The following is an 18,580-nucleotide window of genomic DNA, read 5'->3' as shown; positions in this document are numbered from 1 at the left end:
CCCACGGCCCACCGAAGCCGCAGGCCCTTCCGAACGCCGTCTGGATCAACAACCCCGCGCGGCTTGCCTCTTCACATCAGGCTGCGCAGTAATCTCTCGAATCCACTGTCTCATTCACGTTGACAGGTTCCGCAGGCCGGGTTCGACGCTCACCTCCACGCCACGCGTGGGTTCGCGCGCCCGCAGCTCGTCCATCACGGAGACGGCCAGGCTGCTCACGTCCACCTCTCCCCGCTCCAGCGGCGCGCGCGACAGGCGCGACAGCTTGAGCAGGTCGTCGATGAGCTGCCCCATGCGCCCGGCCGCCGCGCGCACGCGGGCCAGGTAGCCCCGACCGCGCTCGGAGAGCGCCCCGGCCACGTCCTCCTCGACCAGCCGCAGGAAACCGTCGATGCCCCGCAGGGGGGCGCGCAGGTCGTGGGACACCGAGTAGCTGAAGGCCTCCAGCTGGGCGTTCGCCTCCTGCAGCTCCGTGGTGCGCACGGTCACCTGCTCCTCCAGGCCTCCGGCGTGCAGTTCGAGCTCACGGCGCAGCCGTCCCTGCTCCAGGGCGATGGTTATCTGGGCGGCCACCTCTTCGGCCATCTGGGTGGCCATGGCGTCGAAGGCACCCTCGTGCGCGCTCGCGAGTCGGAGGGCCGCCCGGCGGCCCCCGCCCAGCGTGAGTGGCAGCTCCAGCCCGTGGGGGAGCTGCCGCGCGGGTGCGTCACCGGCGGCGCGGGGGGGCTCGTAGCGCAGGGTCTCCGCGTCCTTCGCCGTCACCGTCCAACGGGCGACCTCCTCGCCCGGCTCGGCGACGAGCAGGCTCGCCTCCTCGCACCCGATGAGCCGCCGCAGGAAGGTGAGCGCGGTGCGTGCGATGTCCTCCATGGAGACCGCCTGGAGGATGGCGCGGTCAATGGCGTGCAGCGCCTCCAGCCGGTCCGCGTACCTTCGCAGCTGCGCCTCGGCCTGCTTGCGCTCGGTGATGTCCGTGTTGGTGCCCATCCATTCGCGGATGCTCCCATCCGCGTTGAGGACGGGCGCCCCGCGTGCGAGCACCGGGGTGTAGGTGCCGTCGGGCCTGCGCAAGCGGTACTCCACTTCGTAGCCGCCGCGGCGGGCCAGCGCCTCCTTCCAACTGCTCGCGGCGTTCGCCCGGTCGTCCGGATGCAGCGCTTCAAGCCACCCGTAGCCCTTCATCTCCTCCTGGGTCTGTCCGGTGAAGGCCCGCCACGTGGGGCTGTCCTCCTCGATGAGGCCCTCCGCGCTCGTCGTCCAGACCACCTGCGCGATGGCGAGCACGAGCGAGCGGAAGCGCGCCTCGCTCTCCTGCAGGGACTGCTGCGAGCGCCGCTGCTCCGTCACGTCGCGGAAGAAGACGGACAGCCCGTCCTGCACCGGGAACGCCCGTACCTCGAAGAAGGCCTGGAACGGCGGGTAGAACTCGACGAACTCGACGGGTTGCTGCGCCGTGATGGCCTGCCGGTAGGAGCGCTCGAAGTTCGAGCCCACGATGTCTGGGAACACGTCCCACAAGCGCTGGCCCACGAGGGACTCGCGGGTAAAGCCCATCACGCGCTCACCCTCGCGGTTGACGTACAGGAAGCGCCAGTCCGCATCGACCGAGAAGGAGGCGTCCGACATCCGCTCGAACACATCGATGAGCCGCGCGTCGGCCGCCCTGCGTGCCTCGTCCGCGGCGGCCCGGGCGGCGCTCGTGCGCTCGAACTCCGACCGGGCGTGCACCGCTTCCAGCCTCGCCTGCTCGTTGCGATGATGCGAGTCCCGGAGCGCCGCGCCGATCCACGACAGCAGGGTCGCCACCACGATGAAGACGAACGCCCGCGCGAGGTCCTCTTCCATGGGAGGCCGGGTCCCGGCCACCGGGGAGTAGGGGAGGACCAGGAAGCCGACGATGTTCACCGCGGTCGTCGTCAGCCCCGCGGCAATGCCCCCATACAGGGCACTGAGGACCACGCCACTGAGCGGCACGACGAAGAAGTGCCCGTCCACCCAGGGTTCGAGCAACGCGGACAGGCCGATGCTGATCAGGCCGGCGACGACCGCCACCGTCAGTCGGGCGCTCCAGGAGTGCGGCGTGGTGAGGAGCTGCCTTACCGCGTCCCTCACTCCCTCCGTCCCTGTCGTGTGCGTTCAACCATGTCGTTTGAGTCGTGCTCAGTCGCACGCCCACGCGCAACCCTTTGATTCACGCATTGTCACTCGGGGGGCTTCCGCTGCGTGTCAGGGCCCTGCGTGGCAGGTCGCACGCCTGCTCCGTGACCTGCCGACCCGGCGTCCCGGGCTTCTACGTCGGATCCGCGCTCAGCGACGTCCTGACGGAGGCCGCAGCGCTGCGACGGCCAGCTCCGCCACGGTGTCCGCGTAGGCCTTCGTGAGGGGCGCGGTGCGCAGCAGCCACCGGTGGAAGAGCGGCCCGACGAGCAGCTCCACCGCGACGCCCAGGTCCACGCCCTTCGCGACCTGGCCGGCCCGCTGCGCCGCGCGCAGGCGCTCCTGGATCGCCATCAACTGGGGCCGCAGCACGGCCTCCACGAACTGCTGGGCCAGCGCGGGGTCCGCCTGGGACTCGGCGGTGAGCGCCCGCGATGGCAATTCAAAGCGTGGATCCGTGAGTTCCTTCACCGTGGCACGCAGCACCGTCCTCAGGTCGGCCTCCAGGTCGCCGGTGTCCGGCAGCGACGCGGGCTGGCTGCCGCCGCTCAGCTCCACGAAGGCATCCAGCACCACCGCCCCCTTGGAGGTCCACCAGCGGTAGATGGTCTGCTTGCCCACCCCCGCCCGCGCGGCGATGGCCTCGATGGTCAGGCGCGCATAGCCCACCTCGCCCACCAGCTCGACGGCGGCGGTGAGGATGGCCTGGCGGGAGCGCTCACTGCGGCGGGACGGTTCGGGGGTCTTGGGGTCAGCCATCGGGAGCCACCCTAGCAACGAACAAGACGGAACGTCTCGTCTTGACAGGGCAGTGCTTTCAGTGGAGTTTGCCGAAACGAGACGTTCCGTCTCGTCACTGCCTCCCAGGAGAGAGCCCATGTCCCGCCGCGCCCACATCGCGATGGTCAGCATTCCCGCCCATGGCCACGTGAACCCGAGCCTGGAGCTCATCCGGGAGCTGGTGTCCCGGGGTCACCGGGTGACGTACGCCAACGACGCGGCCTTCCAGGAGGTCATCGCCAGCACGGGCGCCGAATGGGTCCCCTACCGCTCCACCCTCCCGCGCGAGGGCGCCTCCGACGCGCGCTGGCCCGAGGACCTGGTGGGGCAGCTGGACATGTTCCTCGATGACGCGATGGCCATGCTTCCGCAGCTGCGCGCGGCCTACGAGAACGACCGTCCGGATCTCTTCCTCTACGACATCGGCTGCTCGACGGCGCGAATCCTCGGAGAGAACTGGGGCATCCCCGCGGTCCAGCTCTCGCCCTCGATGGTGGCCTGGGAGGGCTACGAGCAGGACATGGCGGAGATGGTGGAGGGGCTGCGCACCGAGCCCCGCGCCGTGGCGCACTACCAGCGCTACTCCACCTGGCTGAAGGAGCAGGGCGTGGCGGAGACGGACGCCATGCGCTTCGTCGGCCAGCCACCGCGCGGGCTGGTGCTCATCCCGCGCGCGCTCCAACCCCAGGCGGACCGGGTGGACCTGAAGCGCTTCACCTTCGTGGGGCCGTGCTTTGGAGACCGCTCACGGCAGGGCACGTGGCAGCGGCCCGCCGGCGCGCGCAAGGTGCTGCTGGTGTCGCTCGGCTCGACCTTCACGAAACAGCCTGCCTTCTACCGGGCGTGCCTGGCTGCCTTTGGAGGGCTGCCCGGCTGGCACGTCGTGCTGCAGGTGGGCAAGGACGTGGAGTTGGGCGAACTCGGGGTGATCCCAGACAACGTCGAGGTGCACCGCTGGGTGCCGCAGCTGGCGGTGCTCGAACAGGCGGATGCCTTCGTCACCCACGCGGGCATGGGCGGCACCCAGGAAGGCCTCTACTGCGGGCTGCCAATGATTGCCGTGCCGCAGGCCACGGATCAGTTCGCCAACGCAGACCAGCTCGTCGCGCTCGGCGTCGCGCGGCGCCTGGACACGGAGCAGGCCACGCCCGACGCGCTGCGCTCCGCGCTGCTCGAACTGACGGAGGACCCGGCCGTCGCGGCCCGGCTCGCGGCCCTCCGCAAGCAGCTGCGCGAGGAGGGCGGCGCCACGCGCGCGGCGCAGGTGCTGGAGGCGGAGCTCCTCCCCGCGCGCGGGCGACACGCAGTGGACGGCGGACGGTCCTGAAGGGTCGCCCGGGATCCCAGGTAGGGAAGTTCGCCACCCTGCGGTATCCAGCCCCCCTCCAATTCTTCACACACTCAGGGTGCCCCGGGTGTGGATGTCATTGGCACCGTGGGTGCAATTGGCCAGCCTGGGCCAGGGGCCCAGAAGGGCGGCCACGGGCAGCCCGTGGACCTGGGAGGCGGACTCATCGGCCCCGTGTATGAGCGAGGCACCCAGACCTTCGTGGCCAGCGATGGGGCCAATGGTGCCCACCGCTGGTCCCGGAACGTGGGGCCGAACCTCTCCCAGCCGCTGGTGGGCATCACCCCGGACGGCGGCCCGTTCTTCGGGGGCACGCTGAAGGGTTACACGTCCGTGGGGCCGGTGCAGTACGGCCATCCCCAGGGCTCGGACCTGCTGCTGCTGAAGTTCGCGCCCTGAGCGGTCGCGTGAGGCTGGGGGGCCTTCCTGGTTGGAGGCCCCTCCGGCACGACACTGCTAGTGTCCGGGCTCCATGGGAAACAACTCCGCGCGCGGGTCCGGTGGTTTGAAGCTGGTGGTCATCCTGGGCGTGGCCCTGCTGGCGATGGTGGGCGGCGTGCTCGCGGCGTCGGCGATGCTCCGGGGCGGGGGCGGGGGCAAGACCGACGTCGGCGACCTGGCGGAGCTCGCAGCGGTGCAGGCCCAGCTTCGCGCCATCGACGCATGTCGCCTCGAACACAACCTGCCGGTCCGGGGCAGCTACCGGGAGATGCATCGGCGGACCGTCTTCGTCACGCCTTGCGGCGCGTCGGGAATCGCGCCCTCCCGAGGGAAGGTGGAGCTGCCCGCCCAGTGGGCGCATGGCGGGCTTACCTTCGAGGCTGAACGCTCGTCGAGGACAGACGACTGGGCCATCCTGGTCAACCAGGAGGCGGTGCCCTTCCCGGTGCTCGTCGCGGGGCTCAGCGAGCTGGCGCCCATCGTCGCGCGTGAAGCCGCGGGAGCCATCGCGAAGAGCCTTGCCGAGGACGCGGAGGGCAAGGCGAAATATGAAGAGGGCCTGCGCCAGCGCGAACAGCAGCAGCAGGAGAACAGGGGCAGCTACCCCACGCGCTAAGGAAGGCCTATCGCCCGGACGGGGCCTTGCGCTCGCGCAATGCCTTGCAAGGGTCGTCCTCCGGCATCGCGGGCGTGAACCAGACGTAGTCGTAGGGCAGCGTCGTGGTGCCCGTGAGCGCCGCGTAGTCCTGGGGCTTCAGGGCCTCCGGTGACACCTCCAGCAGCGCCACGCTCAGCACCGTCACGTCCTTCATCCGGCGCACCAGGTGCGCGGGCACCGCGCGGTCCTTGCGCACGTGGCCGTTGCCAGTGATGAGCAGCGCGCCGTTTCCCACGGACAGGCCCAGCAACTGGTCCGCCATCATCGCGTCGCGGGCCCGCTGCGCCAGCGCCATGGGCTCCAGCATCTCCTTGGGCAGCTCGCCGCAATGCGAGCGGTCCAACTCCTCGCGCACCGCCTTCGCCTCGTCCTCGGGCACCGGGGCGTCCAACTGCAACCGGCCGCGCAGCTCCGCGGGGAGTGCTTCCGGCCCCTTCATCACCAGCTCGCGAACCTGCGCGCGGGGCAGGTTGGCTGCGACGATGGGCAGCTGCGCTTCAAGGCCCGCGTTGAACACCGGAGCGTAGAGACTGAAGGCGGGCCAGCCGCTCTTCTCCCAGTCCAGTGCCTGGGCCAGGGCCTCTGCGTCGCCGGGGCTCCGCTTCAACGACGCGGCGATGGTCGACCACTGGGTGACGTCCAGCATCTCGAACGCGAGCGCGGGACGCCGGCCCGCGTGCGTCGTCGCGCGCACCAGCTCCGCCTGGAGTTGGTGATGGTCTGGATGGTCGTGCCGTTCACCCAGGAGTACGTACTGCGTGGAGACCACCGCCTGACGCAGGGCCTCCTCGTCCACGAACCTTCCGCCCGCCACATCCCAGATGCGGCCCACCAGCGGGTGGTCCTGGTGCAGCGTCGCGGTCCAGGTCCTGGCGGGGGAGGGCGGAGGCACTTGTCGGCTGGCACAGCCCCCGGACACCAGGAGGGCGAGGACGAGGAGGGGAGGGGCATGCGTCATCCCTCCATCCCATCATCGGTCGAAGAAAGACGCCTGCTGGAATCGCATCCCGGCCAGGACCTGCTCCACGCGCTTGTCGGAAAGCGTGCCGATGTACTCACCCAGCGCTGTCTTCTCCACGGAGGACACCTGCGACACGACCAGGACGCTCTGCCTGGGCAGGTTGCCTTCGCCCACGTCGAGCAGCACGTTGCCGGGCTCCTGGGCCCGCTTCAGGTTCGACGTCAACGCGCACACGACGACGGTGCGGATCCGCGAGCGGTTGAAGACATCCTCCTGGATGACGACGTGGGGGTGCGGGATGCCAGGAATGGACCCCTGCGAGTCCTCCGGCACCAGCCAGAAGAGGTCGCCCCGGTGGATGCGCCTCTCCGTTTGCGTTTCCGTCTCCATGGGCGCGTCCTCCGGGGTTGAGCTGCCATTGAAATGACAGGGCCCGCGCTCCCGGACAGGGGAGGCGGGCCCGGCGTCAGGCGACAAACGCGCCTTCGAGCTACTTCGAGTCGACGACGAGCACCATCCACCGGTCGGTGCCGTGGTCGATGCGCACGTTGGAGGCGCCGGCCTCCTGGAGCTGCTGCACCACGCGCTCCAGGAACTGGAGGTGCTCCTGCGGCGCGTCCACGAACACGTTGCGCACGCCCGGCCCCTTCGCCTTCGGCTTCTTCGCGGGCGCCGAGCCGTTGAGCAGCTCCGGGGCCGCCGCGGACTTCAGCATCGTCCCCGCGTCCTCGGTCGTCACTTCCGGACGGTCGTCATTCACTTCCACTTCGGGCTCCTGGGTGCGGGTACGGGTGCTGGCGCCGGCGCTGGAGGACAGCTCCTTCTTCGCCTGCTCGCGCAGCTCGTTGAAGGTGCGCAGGTTGATGGTCGCGCCAAACCGGTCCTTGAAGCTCTCCAGGGCGTCCTGGCGGCTCAGGTCGGGCTGGGTGCGGAAGAGGTCGAGCAGGAACGCGTGGCGCTCCTGCGACTGCTCCTGGGAGGTCCTGGGCATGGGCGTGTGGCTCCGGCGGTGTCGGGTGCTTGAAAGCGGCGCACCCTATACCCGAGCCACCCCCCCGAGCGAAAGCCAGGGGCCTACTGCCGCCCGCGCGGGCCCGGACGCGGCGTGCGTCCTGGGCTCCGGCCCGACGGACGCGGCTGCACCGGACGGGGCCACGCGTTGGTCGCGAGGCCCTGCTCTTCCTCGTTCCTGTCGCCCATGCGGCGCAGGCGCGCGGCCTCTGCCGGGGTCTCCGGCGGCACCAGCGCCTGGGGCCCCCGGCCGATGAGGTCCTCGCGGCCGGCGAGCCGCAGGGCCTCGCGCGCCAGCGGCCAGTGCTCCGGGTTCCAGTAGAGCAAGAGCGCCTTCTGCAGGCGCTTCTCGCGCAGGCCCTTCGCCGTGTACACGGGCTCCATCTTCAGCGGATCCAGGCCCGTGTGGTACATGGCCGTCGCCACCGACATAGGCGTGGGGATGAAGTCCTGCACCTGCCGGGGCCGCTTGCCCTTCTCCTTCAGCCACTGCGCCAGCATCACCATGTCCTCCAGCGTGGAGCCGGGGTGGCCGCTGATGAAGTAGGCGATGTCGTACTGCTCCTTGCCCGCGTCCTCGCTCGCGCACGCGAACATGTTCTGGAAGCGCTCGAAGCTTTCGATGCCGGGCTTCTTCATCTTCTCCAGCACGCGGGGCGACACGTGCTCGGGCGCCACGGAGAGCTGCCCGCCCACGTGGTGCGCCGCCAGCTCCTTCACGTACTCCGGCGAGCGCTCCGCCAGGTCGTACCGCACGCCGCTGGCGATGAAGACGTGCTTGATGCCCTCTTCCTTGCGCACCTGGCGCATCAGGTCGATGAGCGGCCCATGGTCCGTCTGGAGGTTCTCGCAGACGCCCGGGTGCACGCACGACAGCTTGCGGCACTTGCTCTCGATGTCCTCGCTCTTGCACTTGAGCTTGTACATGTTGGCAGTGGGGCCGCCCAGGTCGGTGATGGTGCCCCGGAAGTCCCCCATGCGCCGCACCTCGCGCACCTCTCGCAGCACGCTCTGCGCGGAGCGGCTCTGGATGACGCGGCCCTCGTGCTCGGTGATGGAGCAGAAGGTGCAGCCGCCGAAGCAGCCGCGCATCAGCACCACCGAGTGCTTCACCGTCTCGTAGGCGGGGATGCGCTCGGTGTACATCGGGTGCGGCACGCGGTTGAGCTTGAGGTCGTACAGCTCATCCATCGCCACCGTGGAGGTTTCACCGGGCTTCAGGCCGGCGCCGTCCTCCAGTGGTCGGGCGGGCGGGTTCATGTAGATGGCCCGGTTGCCGTGGCGCTGCGCGATGGCGCGCGCGTTGCCGGGGTTGGTCTCCATCTGGAAGTCGCGGCTCATCACCGCGAAGGCGCGCGTGTCCGCCACCACCTCCTCGTAGGAGGGGAGCACCACGACCTTGTCGCGGTCCGCGGCGCGCTTGGCCGGGTCCGCTTCAATGGCCTTCATCGCGGCGTCATTGATGAGGCGCGCGGTGCCGCGGATGTCCTTCAGGTCCTCGATGCGCTCGCCCCGGTGGAGCCGGTCGGCGATCTCCCAGATGGGGCGCTCGCCCATGCCGAACACCAGCAGGTCCGCCTTGGCGTCGAAGAGGATGGAGCGACGGACCTTCTCGCTCCAGTAGTCGAAGTGCGCGATGCGGCGCAGGCTGGCCTCGATGCCGCCCAGGACGACGGGCGCGTCAGGGAAGGCCTCGCGGCAGCGCTGCGCGTACACGATGGACGCGCGGTCCGGCCGGCAGTTGGTGCGCCCGCCCGGGCTGTACTGGTCCTCGGAGCGGTTCTTCTTCTGGGCCGTCAGCCGGTTGAGCATCGAGTCCAGGTTGCCCGCCGCCACCCCGAAGAAGAGCCGGGGCTTGCCCAGCGCCTTGAAGGGCTCCGCCGAGTGCCAGTCCGGCTGTGGGATGATGCCCACCTTGAAGCCCCGCCCCTCCAGGAAGCGGGCGATCAGCACCGGACCGAAGGCCGGGTGATCCACGTAGGCGTCGCCGCTCACGATGATGATGTCGCACTGCTCCCACCCCCGCGCCTGCATGTCGGCGCGGGTGACGGGGAGAAACGGATGGGCGTAGCGGGGGGTAGCGGAGGCCATGGGGTCCTCCCCAGAACAGCGGGGAGAGGCGAACCAACCCCATCCGGGCGGGCTCTGTCCACTCCTGCGCCCGGATGCCTCCCTGCCCTCCGGGAGACCGACATCCCCGGGCGCCCCCTCACAGCCGGACCGCCGGTGCGGGGCGTCCTGACTCCACGCAAAGACAAGCGCCGGGTCATTCATGATCCCAGTGGGTGTCTGGCCACTCCGGACGCAAGGAATTGTCTTTCTGGTATTGCTTGAAAAATCCGTATGTGGCAAAAGAATGCTCACGGGTGCCGACTGTCAATGTCTGGCGTTGGGCCCGCTTTCCCGCCCTGGCATTGCGCCCTTCTGGAGACAGACATGAGCTTCCTGCGTCCGCTTTCCCTCTTCGCCGCCCTCGTGACGTTGGGAGGATGTGGCACCGAATCCCCTGAAGAGGGCCCCTCCCTGAGTCAGTCCGAGGCGGCGCTGACGGGCATCGACCTGAGCGTCTCCGAGCTGGGCGTGACGTGTGACGGCGACGTGCTGACGGTGACGGGGGCGATCCGCAACGAGGCGCCCACGGGCGTCGACCCGTCGACCGCGGGCATCTACGCGGGCGACCCTGCCGCGGGCGGCGCGCTGCTGGCGACGGTGAACGTGCCCTGGCTGGTGGGCAAGGAGCGCTACGGCTTCCAGACGGTGGTGGTGGTGCCGGAGGGCACGCAGCGGCTGTTCGTGGTGGCGGACCACACCGGCTTCTTCCCGGAGGACAACGAGGAGAACAACACCGCGTCGGTGACGTTGTCGGCCGGTGGCGGGTGTGTGGTGAACCAGCCGCCGGTGGCGCTCTGCAAGAGCGTGACGGTGTCAGCGGGCGCGGCGTGCGCGGCGCCGGTGTCCATCGACAACGGCTCGTTCGACGTGGATGTGTTCCCGCAGGCGCTGAGCCTGTCGCAGAGCCCGGCGGGTCCCTACGCCGTGGGCGCGACGCCGGTGACGCTGACCGTGTCGGATGGGCTGGCGTCGAGCCAGTGCTCGGCCACGGTGACGGTGGTGGACGCGTCCGCGCCGGTGGCCGGGGCGAGCAAGGACCTGGTGCTGCCGTTCACCTCCAACGCGGAGTACCGGCAGGTGACGCTCGCGGACTGCGCCGAGCCGGCGACGGACAACTGCGGGACGCTGGACCTCCAGCAGGCGGGCCGCATCATCCGCGTGGTGTCGGACGAGGCGGAGGACGCGCTCTCCGGCCTGCGGCTCCTGTCGTGCAAGGACATCCAGCTGAGCGCGGATCGCAAGTCCGCGCAGCTGCGCGCGGAGTCCGGCATCCTGGGCAACGGCCGCGTCTACACGATGATCTACGAAGTGAAGGATGCGTCCGGCAACGCGACCACGGGCAGCTGCAAGGTGAAGGTGCCCAGCCTCCAGGGCATCCTCTCCGTGGGCCTGGGGCCGGTGTACTGCCAGGGCACCAGCTGCCCGGCGGGCACGGGCGGCGGGCTGCTCTGCTCGCTGCTGTAGTCGTGCGCACGGACGGCCCGGGTCCGCGTGGTTGCGCGAGGCCCGGGCTGTCGTCGTGAAGGGAAGGGTGGGCTTCACCGGTGGTGCAGGCGTCCGAGGGAGCCACCGCGTGCGTTGACGCAGATCGGAGCCTCCCCTAGCTTGGCCGGCTTCCCGGCGCCGCCGCTTCCGAAGGGACGGACAGGGCCGCACCGGGAACACCCCCCATGATGCGCAGGACGGACGAGGACTCGGGTCATCAGGGGGAGGCGCCACGGGACGAGCGTGCTCCGGATGGCCTCATGCCCGCGTTGCGCGTGGAGTACGACACGGACGTGGAGGCCGGAGGCCATCCGACCCCCGTTCTCCGGGTCCGTCCGGCCTGGCCTCCTCCTGATGTCGCGGACGAAGCGCTGACCCGCGATGACGTGGCGACGCGCGCTGCCGCCTCGAACCTCCTGAACCAGGACGCCCTGCGGCCGGTCTCGCTCGACCTTCTGCGCACCGCGGCCCTGCGGCTCTCCGCGCCGAAGCCCGCCCGTGCGGACGCCGTGAAGCCTCCTGCGCCCAACCTCGTGCGCGTGGTGGATGACGCCGCTGAAGCGCGCCCCACCGAGGAAGCCCCGGCCCGGGACGTGTCCGCCTCCGGTGACGCCACCCCGGCCGAGCGCGCGGCGATGCAGGCCGCCGTGTCCTCCGGCCGCCGCCGGGAGCAGTGGGTGGCCCCGACCTATCTCCCCGAAGAGCTGCGCGACGCGCTCGTGGCGGAGCGCAGCCAGTACCGCGCCCAGCGTCTCCAGGATGCACGCGAGGTGGGCCTCGCCGGGCCCGGCGTGCTGGGCCTCGTGCCGGTGCCCGCCGCGGATCCGGACTGGTCCGGCGGCTCCCTGCTCGGCTTCGTGGGCGAAGAACTCGTGTTCGCCGGCGACATCGTCCACCTGGACTTCGAATCCGGCCGCGTCTTCGCATCGTCGGACGCGGGCGAGGACCTGGACCGCCGCGTCCTCTCCTGCGAGCGCTGGTGCTACCGGCCCTACGACTTCGCCGAAGCCCTCTGCGCGGCGGCCTCCGCTTACGAGGACCGCGTCCCCGCCCTCACCACCGCCCTGTCGTGCGCCCGAGGCGAACTCGTCCCGTCCACGCCCTCCGCCCGCGAAGCGGAGCTGCTCCCCGTGGACCGGCTGTGGCGCCAGCCGTGGGGCTGCATCTGGGGGCCTCCCGGCACCGGCAAGACGACCGCGGTCGCGGACCTCATCGCCCGCGCCCTGCGCGCGTACCCCCACGAGCGCATCCTCGCGGTGGCCCCCACCAACCGCGCCGCGGACGAACTGGTGATGCGCGTCAGCGCCCTGCTGGAGCGCGAACCCATCCCGCTGCGCCCCCTGGCCCGCAGCATCTTCCGGGGCGGCACCGGCGCGAGCGAGGCCCTCTCCAAGCTGCCCACCGTGGCGCTGGAGGAGAACAAGTCGAGCAAGCTGCGCAACACCATCCAGGAGCGCGAGCGTGAGCTGTCGCTGGAGCGCTCCCGGGGCGGCGGCGCGCCGGAGCTCGCCAAGATGCAGGCGGAGCTGCGCACGCTGCGCGGTCGCGTGAAGGACCCCACGCTGAAGGAGGCGGAGAAGGGCGACAGCCCCCTCATGGTCCTCACCGTGCACCGCGCGCTCCGGCTGGTGTCGGAGCTGGAAGGGGAGGCGACCTTCCAGCGGCTCGTCGTGGACGAGGCCGGCATGGTGACGCGCGCGGCGACGGCGCTGCTCGCCCCGCTGGCCCGGCAGGTGACGCTCGCGGGAGACCCCAAGCAGATCGGCCCCGTGAGCCGCGCGGCGGAGGGCGCGGGCGGCGGCGCCCAGACGTGGCTTCGCGCCAGCGCCCTGTCCCACCTGGAGGACGCGGTGAAGGACGCGGAGCGGCCGGACGTGCTGCTCCTGCGCACCCAGCACCGCATGCACCCGGACATCGCCCGCGTGGTGAGCCAGTTCTGCTACGGCGGCGCGCTGGAGGACGGCGACCTCGTGAAGGACCGGGCCCTCAAGCCCGCGCCCGTGCCCGCCTTCCCGGCGCGCGCCATGTGGCTGGTGCTGGACGGCCTGAGCCGCGACACCCGCCGCCTCACCCACGGCCGCGGTGAGACGGGCTCCGGCTACCAGCGCGAGCTGTCCGCGGAGCTCGCCGTCACCCTGGCCCGCCAGGCCGTGCGCCTGGGCCTCACCGTGCTGTGCGTGACGCCCTACCGCGCGCAGGCGGCCCTCTTGCGCAAGCTGGGGAACGCGGCGGGGCTGCGCCACGACATGTTCAGCGCCTCCACCATCCACCGTCAGCAGGGCACGCAGTACGACGTGGTGATGGTGGACACCGTGGCCGGAGGCCGGCCCTTCCCGCCCCACACGCTGGTGCCCATCCTCAACGTGGCCGCCAGCCGCGCGAAGGAGTACCTGCTGGTGCTCGCCTCCCGCGCGGAGGCCCGCGCCTCACCCGTGCCCGCGCGCCTCCTGTCGCTGCTGCCCCGCGTGCGCGTGCACCCGGGCACGCCACCCAAACTGGAGCTGCTCGCCGCGCAGCCGCGCCCGCCGCCTCCGCCCCCTCCGCCGCTGGTGCCCGTGGGCCTGGGCGGTGAAATCGAGGGGGGCCGCGACGTGGGCCCCCTCTTCACCCAGGAGCAGGTGTCCCTCTTCGAGCGCCGCTTCGACGACGGCCACCACCTGGTGCGCGGCGTGGCCGGCAGCGGCAAGACGTACGTGCTGGCGCACTGGGCCGCGCGCTACCTGCTGGAGAACCCGCGCTCCCGGGTGCTGGTGTCCTTCTACAACCGGTCGCTCGCGCCGCTCGTGGACAAGCTGCTCGTGGAGGCGCTCACCGTGCGCGCGGGCGCGCAGGCCGTGTCCGCGCTCAAGGCCCAGGTGACGGTGAAGCACGTGGGCGCGCTCCGGCGCCTGGAGCCCCACGCCTTCGACGCCGTCTTCGTGGACGAGGCGCAGGACATGGACGCCAGGGGGCTCGCGGCGCTGCACGCGCTGGTGCGCCCCCGCGTGGGCGAGGACGGCCGCGAGTCGCGCTGCTTCCAGTTGTTCATGGACGACTCGCAGAACGTCTACGGCCAGGTGCCCATCGACACGCTGAAGGAGCAGCTGCCCGAAGGGCTGTCCTTCCGGGGCCGCACCCGCGTGCTCAAGGAGACCTTCCGCGCCACGCGCGACATCCTCGACGTCGCCTTCAACGTCGTGCTGGATCCGCTGCGCCAGCACCGCGTCACCGACCCCGGCATGCGCGAATACATGAAGGCCGGGGAGCTGGCCCGCGAGCGGCTCCTGTGGCTGCCGGAGGAGACGCTGGAGGGCCTCTACCGCGTGCAGTCCACCGAGCGCGGCGGCGTGGTGCCCCAGGTGAAGGACTTCGCCTCCAGCACCAGCGAGGCGCGCTGGGTGGCCAAGGAGGTGGCGCGGCTGGTGCGCGAGGAGCACGTCCACCCGGGCGACATCCTGGTGGTGGCGCCCGTCATGCCCGCGTCGTTCACGGACGCGCTCCGCAAGGCGGGCGTGCCCGCGGAGGCCTACGGCGGCAAGGGCGGACGGGACGTGGCGGACTTCCGCGTGAGCGGCGTGGATCACGTGCGCGCCACCACGGTGTTCTCCTGCAAGGGCCACGAGTGCCCCGTCGTCTTCTTCGCGGGCCTGGAGGCCCTGGACTCCATCGAGGCGTGGATGGCGGGAGCCCGCCAGCGCACCGAGCGCGAACACGAACGCATCCGCCGCGCGATGTTCTACGTGGGGGCCACCCGGGCGATGAAGCGCCAGTACCTCACCGGCGTCCGGGGGGGCCGCTTCCTGCGGGTGGCCGCGTCCTACGTGGAGACGCTGTCCGGCCACCGTCCGGCGCCCTGACCCAGGGCGCCCGGCACGGCTACATCCGCCAGCCCGTCACGCCCGCGCGCTTGCCGAACACCGGCTGGCCGTACACCTCACGGAAGCGGGCGCGCAGCATGTCGAAGGTCTGCTGGAGGTCCGGCGCCGACGGCTTCACCTCCGTCAGCTGGCCTCCCATCCGCGCGAAGCAGCGACCCATGGCACCGTCCAGCCACTGCGTCACGGCGGCGGTGTCCTGATCCTGCAACCGCTCGAACACGGACAGGGCGCGCTCCAGCGTCTCGCCCACCAGCTCCGTGGCATCGACGGTGCTGCCCACGCACAACCTCGCCGCCCGAACCTCCAGGGCCGGACGATGCGTGCGTACGAACTCCCCGAAGGCTTGCAGATTCACAGTCACCATTCTTAGACGTTCCCCCCGTCGCTGTCAGAACGGTGGCCAACAAAAACCTTGGCCCGCCCCTTCCCGAATTACCTCACTGCAAAATGATGGTACGGCTGACTTTGGCTAATACTCCGAGTCTCAGCAAACGAGAGACCGGGGGGCCTTCCCGCCGTTCCGGGGGGCTGCGAGCCTCCAGGCGGAATGAGCGGGCAGAGGCCGGGCTCAAGCGCTGTTCTCCGGCGCGCCCGGGCCCGGAGCCTGGAGCAGGAGCTGGAATGCGCCGTGTGGTGGAGCTGACGGACGTCGAAGGCGGATGCGCGCAGGGGCCGCGCGTCCTGCTGTTGCCGGGGCTGGGCGCGCGGGGGGCGGGATTCCGGGCCCTGGCGGATCAGCTGAAGGCGGTCGCCCGGCCCATCCTGGTCGAGTACCCGGAGGGCGAGCATGCGGCGTGCGGCGCGCGGGCGCTCGCGGAGCAGGTGCTGCGGGCGGCGGGCACGGTGGACGCGGTGGTGGCCAGCTCCTTTGGCGGCATGGTGGCGGCGCACCTGGCCGCGGGCGGCGCGGCGCGGGGCGTGGCGTTCCTGGGCTCGTTCACGCGCACCGCGCACGTGGGCGCGCGCGGCCGGCTCATCGCGATGATGGGACCCATCGCGGTGCTGGGACGTCCGGGCGTGGTGGCGGCGTCGCTGGCGGCGTGGCGGCCGGTGCCCTTCGGGCAGGTGGCGGACGTGGTGCCCACGACGGGGCTGGAGCGCATGACGACGCTGCGTCGCGCCTTCGCCATCCACTCGGAGCCGCCGCCGCCGGACCTGCGGCCGCTGAAGGTGTCGTGCCTCTGCATCCAGGGGGACCGCGACGTGCTGGTGCCGCCCGCGACGCTGGAGCGACTGGCCGCGTCACTTCCGGACGGCACGCCCCGGCACGTCCTGCGCGGCGCGGGCCACGTGCCCTACTTCTCACACCCGGAGGCGTGCGCGCGGCTGCTCACGCCATGGCTCCAGGCGCTCGCGCCCGCGGGGCGCACGGCGGTGGGCAAGGGCCTCACCCTCGTGGAGGTGGGCTCCGCGGCCTGAGGCTCCGGGGTCCGGCGGATCCGTTGAACCGCCGGGGGGGTGTACGGATGAGCGCCCGGGAAGTAGCTTGGGGGCGCCGATGTCGACCCGTTCTCTTCGCGCGCTCCTCCTGCTGTCGGTCCTGTCCACGTCGGCCCAGGCGGCCCCGGAACCGGGCCCCGCGCTGACGGCCTCGCCCGTCCTGCCCACCGCTCCGGCCCAGGCCACCGCGACAGCACCCGCGCCCCGGCGCACCGTGCTGCTGCTGGGTGACAGCCTCATCGCCACGGGCTTCGGCGAGTACCTCCAGACGCAGCTGTCCGCGCACCCGCGCATCCGCTGCGAGCGCCGCGCGAAGTCGTCCACGGGGCTGTCCCGCCCGGACTTCTTCGACTGGCTGGAGGTCGGTCAGCAGGAGGTGCAGCAGCACCAGCCGGACGTGGTGGTGGTCATCCTGGGCGGCAACGACGGGCAGGCCCTGCACACCAAGGTGGGCCGCCCGACCGTCGCCTGGGGCAAGCCGGACTGGCAGGACGGCTACCGGCAGCGCCTGAACGACTTCATGACCGCCATCGCCGCGCCGGGCCGGAAGATCATCTGGCTGGAGCTGCCCGCGACGGGCCGTCACCGCTTCGAACAGAAGCTGGCGTTGATCCGCGGCCTGCAGCGCGAGGTCATCACCGGCCGCGAGGACGCCCTGCACCTGGACACGCGCCCCTTCTTCACCGACTCGCGTGGCAGGGCGCTGCAACAGGCCCGCGTGGAGGGCTTCCGCAAGCCCATGCGCCTGCGCATGACGGACGGCATCCACTTCACCGTGGCCGGCGGGCGCTACTTCGCGAACAAGGTGTATCCCCAGGTGCTGGACGTGCTGGGGCTGGAGCCCGAGCAGAAGCAGACCGCCCGTCCTCCCGCGGCGCCCGCATCGAAGCAGCCGCAGCAGCCGCAGCAGCCGGAGCAGGCCCACGCCACGGCGTCACCGCAGCCCCAGCCGTAGGCGCTTCAGTTGTGCCCCGGCCAGGACGGCTCGCTGCCCGCATCCGGACGGAGCCTGCGGACGGCGCGCAGCAGCAGCTCCTGGTCGCGCGGGTTGGCGAGGTAGCCTCGCGCCCCCAGCTTCCGGGCCCGCTCGAAGCCCTCGTCGTCGGACGTCCCGTGCACGATGAGCGAGCCGTCGATGTGGACCTCGCCCGCGAGCAGCCCCTCCATGGCCTGCAGGGGCGCGAGCACCACGTCGCTGGCCTGCGTGTGCAGCACCTCCAGCGGGGTGGCCACGCGTGACGCGATGCCGTTGCGCGCGAGCGACCGGGAGATGAGCACCGCGGTGACGGGCGGCCAGCCGTAGAGCATCAGCGGCGGGCTGGGCACGGCCGGACGGCGCTGCTCCTGCGGGGCCTCCTCCGCCTCGCGGATGCCGTAGAGGGCGCTGAGCGCACGGGCGAGCGCGCTGTCGGTGGCCAGGTGCGGCTCCACCCGCGCCTTGCCGGACACGGCGCGCACGTCGTCCACCGCGTCCAGCGACAGGGGGGCGGGCACGGCGAGGTGCAGCACCTCGCGGTCCTCGCGCTGCTCCAACCCGAGCGGCACGACGCCGTACTGCCGGGCGACGCGCGCGGGGACGAGCGCGGTGAGGGAGCGATCCAACGGGTGCCGGTCCAGGTCCACCGCGTCCACGTCGAACTGGACGGCGAGCCCGCGCAGCACGTCCGCCTCCGTGCACACGCCCTCGCTCACCAGCGCGCGGCCCAGGGGCACCCGGACCTCGTGGTGGTGCACGAGTCCCAGCCGGAGCTGGCCTTTGTCGACCACTCCGAGTTCCAGGAGGATTTCCCCCAACGGGCGTCTGGTGCCGATTTCCATGCACCCGCAAGGTGGCAACCCCGCCCGCACGCGACGACGGACGGTCAGGCGCTCGCCCGGCAGCACGCCCCTGGGCTGCGTGACTACCCGCGCGCGGGGAAGAGGGCTTCGTAGGACTCCGGCCGGAAACCGACGGTCACGGACTCCCGGGTGACGAGCACGGGCCGCTTCACCAGCTTGCCGTCGGCGGCGAGCCACGCCACCAGCTCCGCGTCGGAGGCCGCGTCCACCTTCGCCTTGCCGAGCGCGCGGTAGCTCTGGCCGCTGGTGTTGAGCCACTTGCGCACCGACACGCCGCTCATCGCGATCCACTGGTGAAGCTCCGCCACGGTGGGCGGCTGGTCGACGATGGGGCGCGTCTCAAGGGAGACGCCCCGCGCCTCCAGCCACTTCTGCGCCTTCTTGCAGGTGTCACATCCGGAGTACGCGAGCATCAGGGCTTCAGCGGGCATGCGCGGGCTTCTACCAGACCGCCCGCGACCGCGGGCCTGCATGGATGACCGGGGGGAGGG

16 protein-coding genes are annotated in these 18,580 nt (G+C 71.4%); 7 read left to right on the top strand and 9 right to left on the bottom strand.

Translation table 11 applies throughout. The annotated features are described in order from the left end of the window. Positions 1-114: 114 nt before the first annotated feature. Positions 115-2,112 carry a PAS domain S-box protein gene (locus tag D7X12_RS26030; protein ID WP_120627983.1) on the bottom strand — a complete coding sequence of 666 codons (1,998 nt, stop codon included), beginning with the start codon at positions 2,110-2,112 and terminating at the stop codon, positions 115-117. A 195-nt stretch (positions 2,113-2,307) separates the two neighbouring features. Continuing rightward, positions 2,308-2,916 (bottom strand): TetR/AcrR family transcriptional regulator, encoded by a 609-nt coding sequence (locus D7X12_RS26025; protein ID WP_120627982.1) that lies wholly within the window; start codon positions 2,914-2,916, stop codon positions 2,308-2,310. Between the two features lie 118 nt (positions 2,917-3,034). Between D7X12_RS26025 and D7X12_RS26020 the strand changes: the two genes are divergently transcribed. The 3 genes from D7X12_RS26020 to D7X12_RS26010 all read left to right on the top strand — a co-directional run bounded on the left by D7X12_RS26020 (position 3,035) and on the right by D7X12_RS26010 (position 5,342). Then, entirely contained in the window at positions 3,035-4,264 is a 1,230-nt protein-coding gene (locus D7X12_RS26020) for a macrolide family glycosyltransferase (RefSeq protein WP_120627981.1), read from the top strand. Positions 4,265-4,372: 108 nt separating this feature from the next. Beyond that, positions 4,373-4,684: a hypothetical protein gene (locus D7X12_RS26015; protein WP_147443808.1), complete on the top strand. Its 312-nt coding sequence runs from the start codon at positions 4,373-4,375 to the stop codon at positions 4,682-4,684. A gap of 73 nt (positions 4,685-4,757) precedes the next feature. Continuing rightward, positions 4,758-5,342 carry a hypothetical protein gene (locus D7X12_RS26010; protein WP_147443807.1) on the top strand — a complete coding sequence of 195 codons (585 nt, stop codon included), beginning with the start codon at positions 4,758-4,760 and terminating at the stop codon, positions 5,340-5,342. A gap of 7 nt (positions 5,343-5,349) precedes the next feature. On the opposite strand, the gene D7X12_RS26005 is transcribed toward D7X12_RS26010, so the two are convergent. From D7X12_RS26005 to D7X12_RS25990, 4 genes are all read right to left on the bottom strand, one after another. Then, on the bottom strand, positions 5,350-6,342 hold the full coding sequence (locus tag D7X12_RS26005; RefSeq protein WP_120627978.1) for a ChaN family lipoprotein: 993 nt from the start codon (positions 6,340-6,342) through the stop codon (positions 5,350-5,352). Positions 6,343-6,354: 12 nt separating this feature from the next. Next, positions 6,355-6,735 (bottom strand): type II toxin-antitoxin system PemK/MazF family toxin, encoded by a 381-nt coding sequence (locus D7X12_RS26000; RefSeq protein WP_120627977.1) that lies wholly within the window; start codon positions 6,733-6,735, stop codon positions 6,355-6,357. A gap of 100 nt (positions 6,736-6,835) precedes the next feature. Then, positions 6,836-7,336 carry a hypothetical protein gene (locus D7X12_RS25995; protein WP_120627976.1) on the bottom strand — a complete coding sequence of 167 codons (501 nt, stop codon included), beginning with the start codon at positions 7,334-7,336 and terminating at the stop codon, positions 6,836-6,838. Positions 7,337-7,419: 83 nt separating this feature from the next. Beyond that, positions 7,420-9,447: a YgiQ family radical SAM protein gene (locus tag D7X12_RS25990; protein WP_120627975.1), complete on the bottom strand. Its 2,028-nt coding sequence runs from the start codon at positions 9,445-9,447 to the stop codon at positions 7,420-7,422. A gap of 345 nt (positions 9,448-9,792) precedes the next feature. Between D7X12_RS25990 and D7X12_RS25985 the strand changes: the two genes are divergently transcribed. After that, the gene (locus tag D7X12_RS25985) at positions 9,793-10,932 is read left to right on the top strand and encodes a hypothetical protein (RefSeq protein WP_120627974.1); all 1,140 of its coding nucleotides are present in this window, start codon (positions 9,793-9,795) and stop codon (positions 10,930-10,932) included. Positions 10,933-11,138: 206 nt separating this feature from the next. Further along, positions 11,139-14,789 carry an AAA family ATPase gene (locus tag D7X12_RS25980; protein ID WP_120627973.1) on the top strand — a complete coding sequence of 1,217 codons (3,651 nt, stop codon included), beginning with the start codon at positions 11,139-11,141 and terminating at the stop codon, positions 14,787-14,789. 19 nt (positions 14,790-14,808) lie between these two features. Here D7X12_RS25980 and D7X12_RS25975 read toward each other — a convergent pair whose 3' ends face one another. Then, positions 14,809-15,090: a hypothetical protein gene (locus D7X12_RS25975; RefSeq protein ID WP_147443806.1), complete on the bottom strand. Its 282-nt coding sequence runs from the start codon at positions 15,088-15,090 to the stop codon at positions 14,809-14,811. Between the two features lie 341 nt (positions 15,091-15,431). On the opposite strand from D7X12_RS25975, the gene D7X12_RS25970 reads away from it, so the two are divergent. Beyond that, entirely contained in the window at positions 15,432-16,229 is a 798-nt protein-coding gene (locus D7X12_RS25970; RefSeq protein WP_120627971.1) for an alpha/beta fold hydrolase, read from the top strand. A gap of 79 nt (positions 16,230-16,308) precedes the next feature. Further along, on the top strand, positions 16,309-17,205 hold the full coding sequence (locus D7X12_RS25965) for an SGNH/GDSL hydrolase family protein (protein ID WP_208719289.1): 897 nt from the start codon (positions 16,309-16,311) through the stop codon (positions 17,203-17,205). Between the two features lie 5 nt (positions 17,206-17,210). Here D7X12_RS25965 and D7X12_RS25960 read toward each other — a convergent pair whose 3' ends face one another. Together D7X12_RS25960 and D7X12_RS25955 are read right to left on the bottom strand one after the other, a co-directional pair. Continuing rightward, on the bottom strand, positions 17,211-18,017 hold the full coding sequence (locus D7X12_RS25960; protein ID WP_439329396.1) for a GspE/PulE/PilB domain-containing protein: 807 nt from the start codon (positions 18,015-18,017) through the stop codon (positions 17,211-17,213). Positions 18,018-18,151: 134 nt separating this feature from the next. Further along, the gene (locus tag D7X12_RS25955) at positions 18,152-18,520 is read right to left on the bottom strand and encodes an arsenate reductase family protein (protein ID WP_120627968.1); all 369 of its coding nucleotides are present in this window, start codon (positions 18,518-18,520) and stop codon (positions 18,152-18,154) included. Positions 18,521-18,580: the final 60 nt, after the last annotated feature.

Origin of the sequence: Corallococcus sicarius (assembly GCF_003611735.1) — a bacterium.
Lineage (GTDB): Bacteria > Myxococcota > Myxococcia > Myxococcales > Myxococcaceae > Corallococcus > Corallococcus sicarius.
Note: the sequence above shows the minus strand (reverse complement) of the source record. Positions and strands in the feature narration are given on the sequence as shown.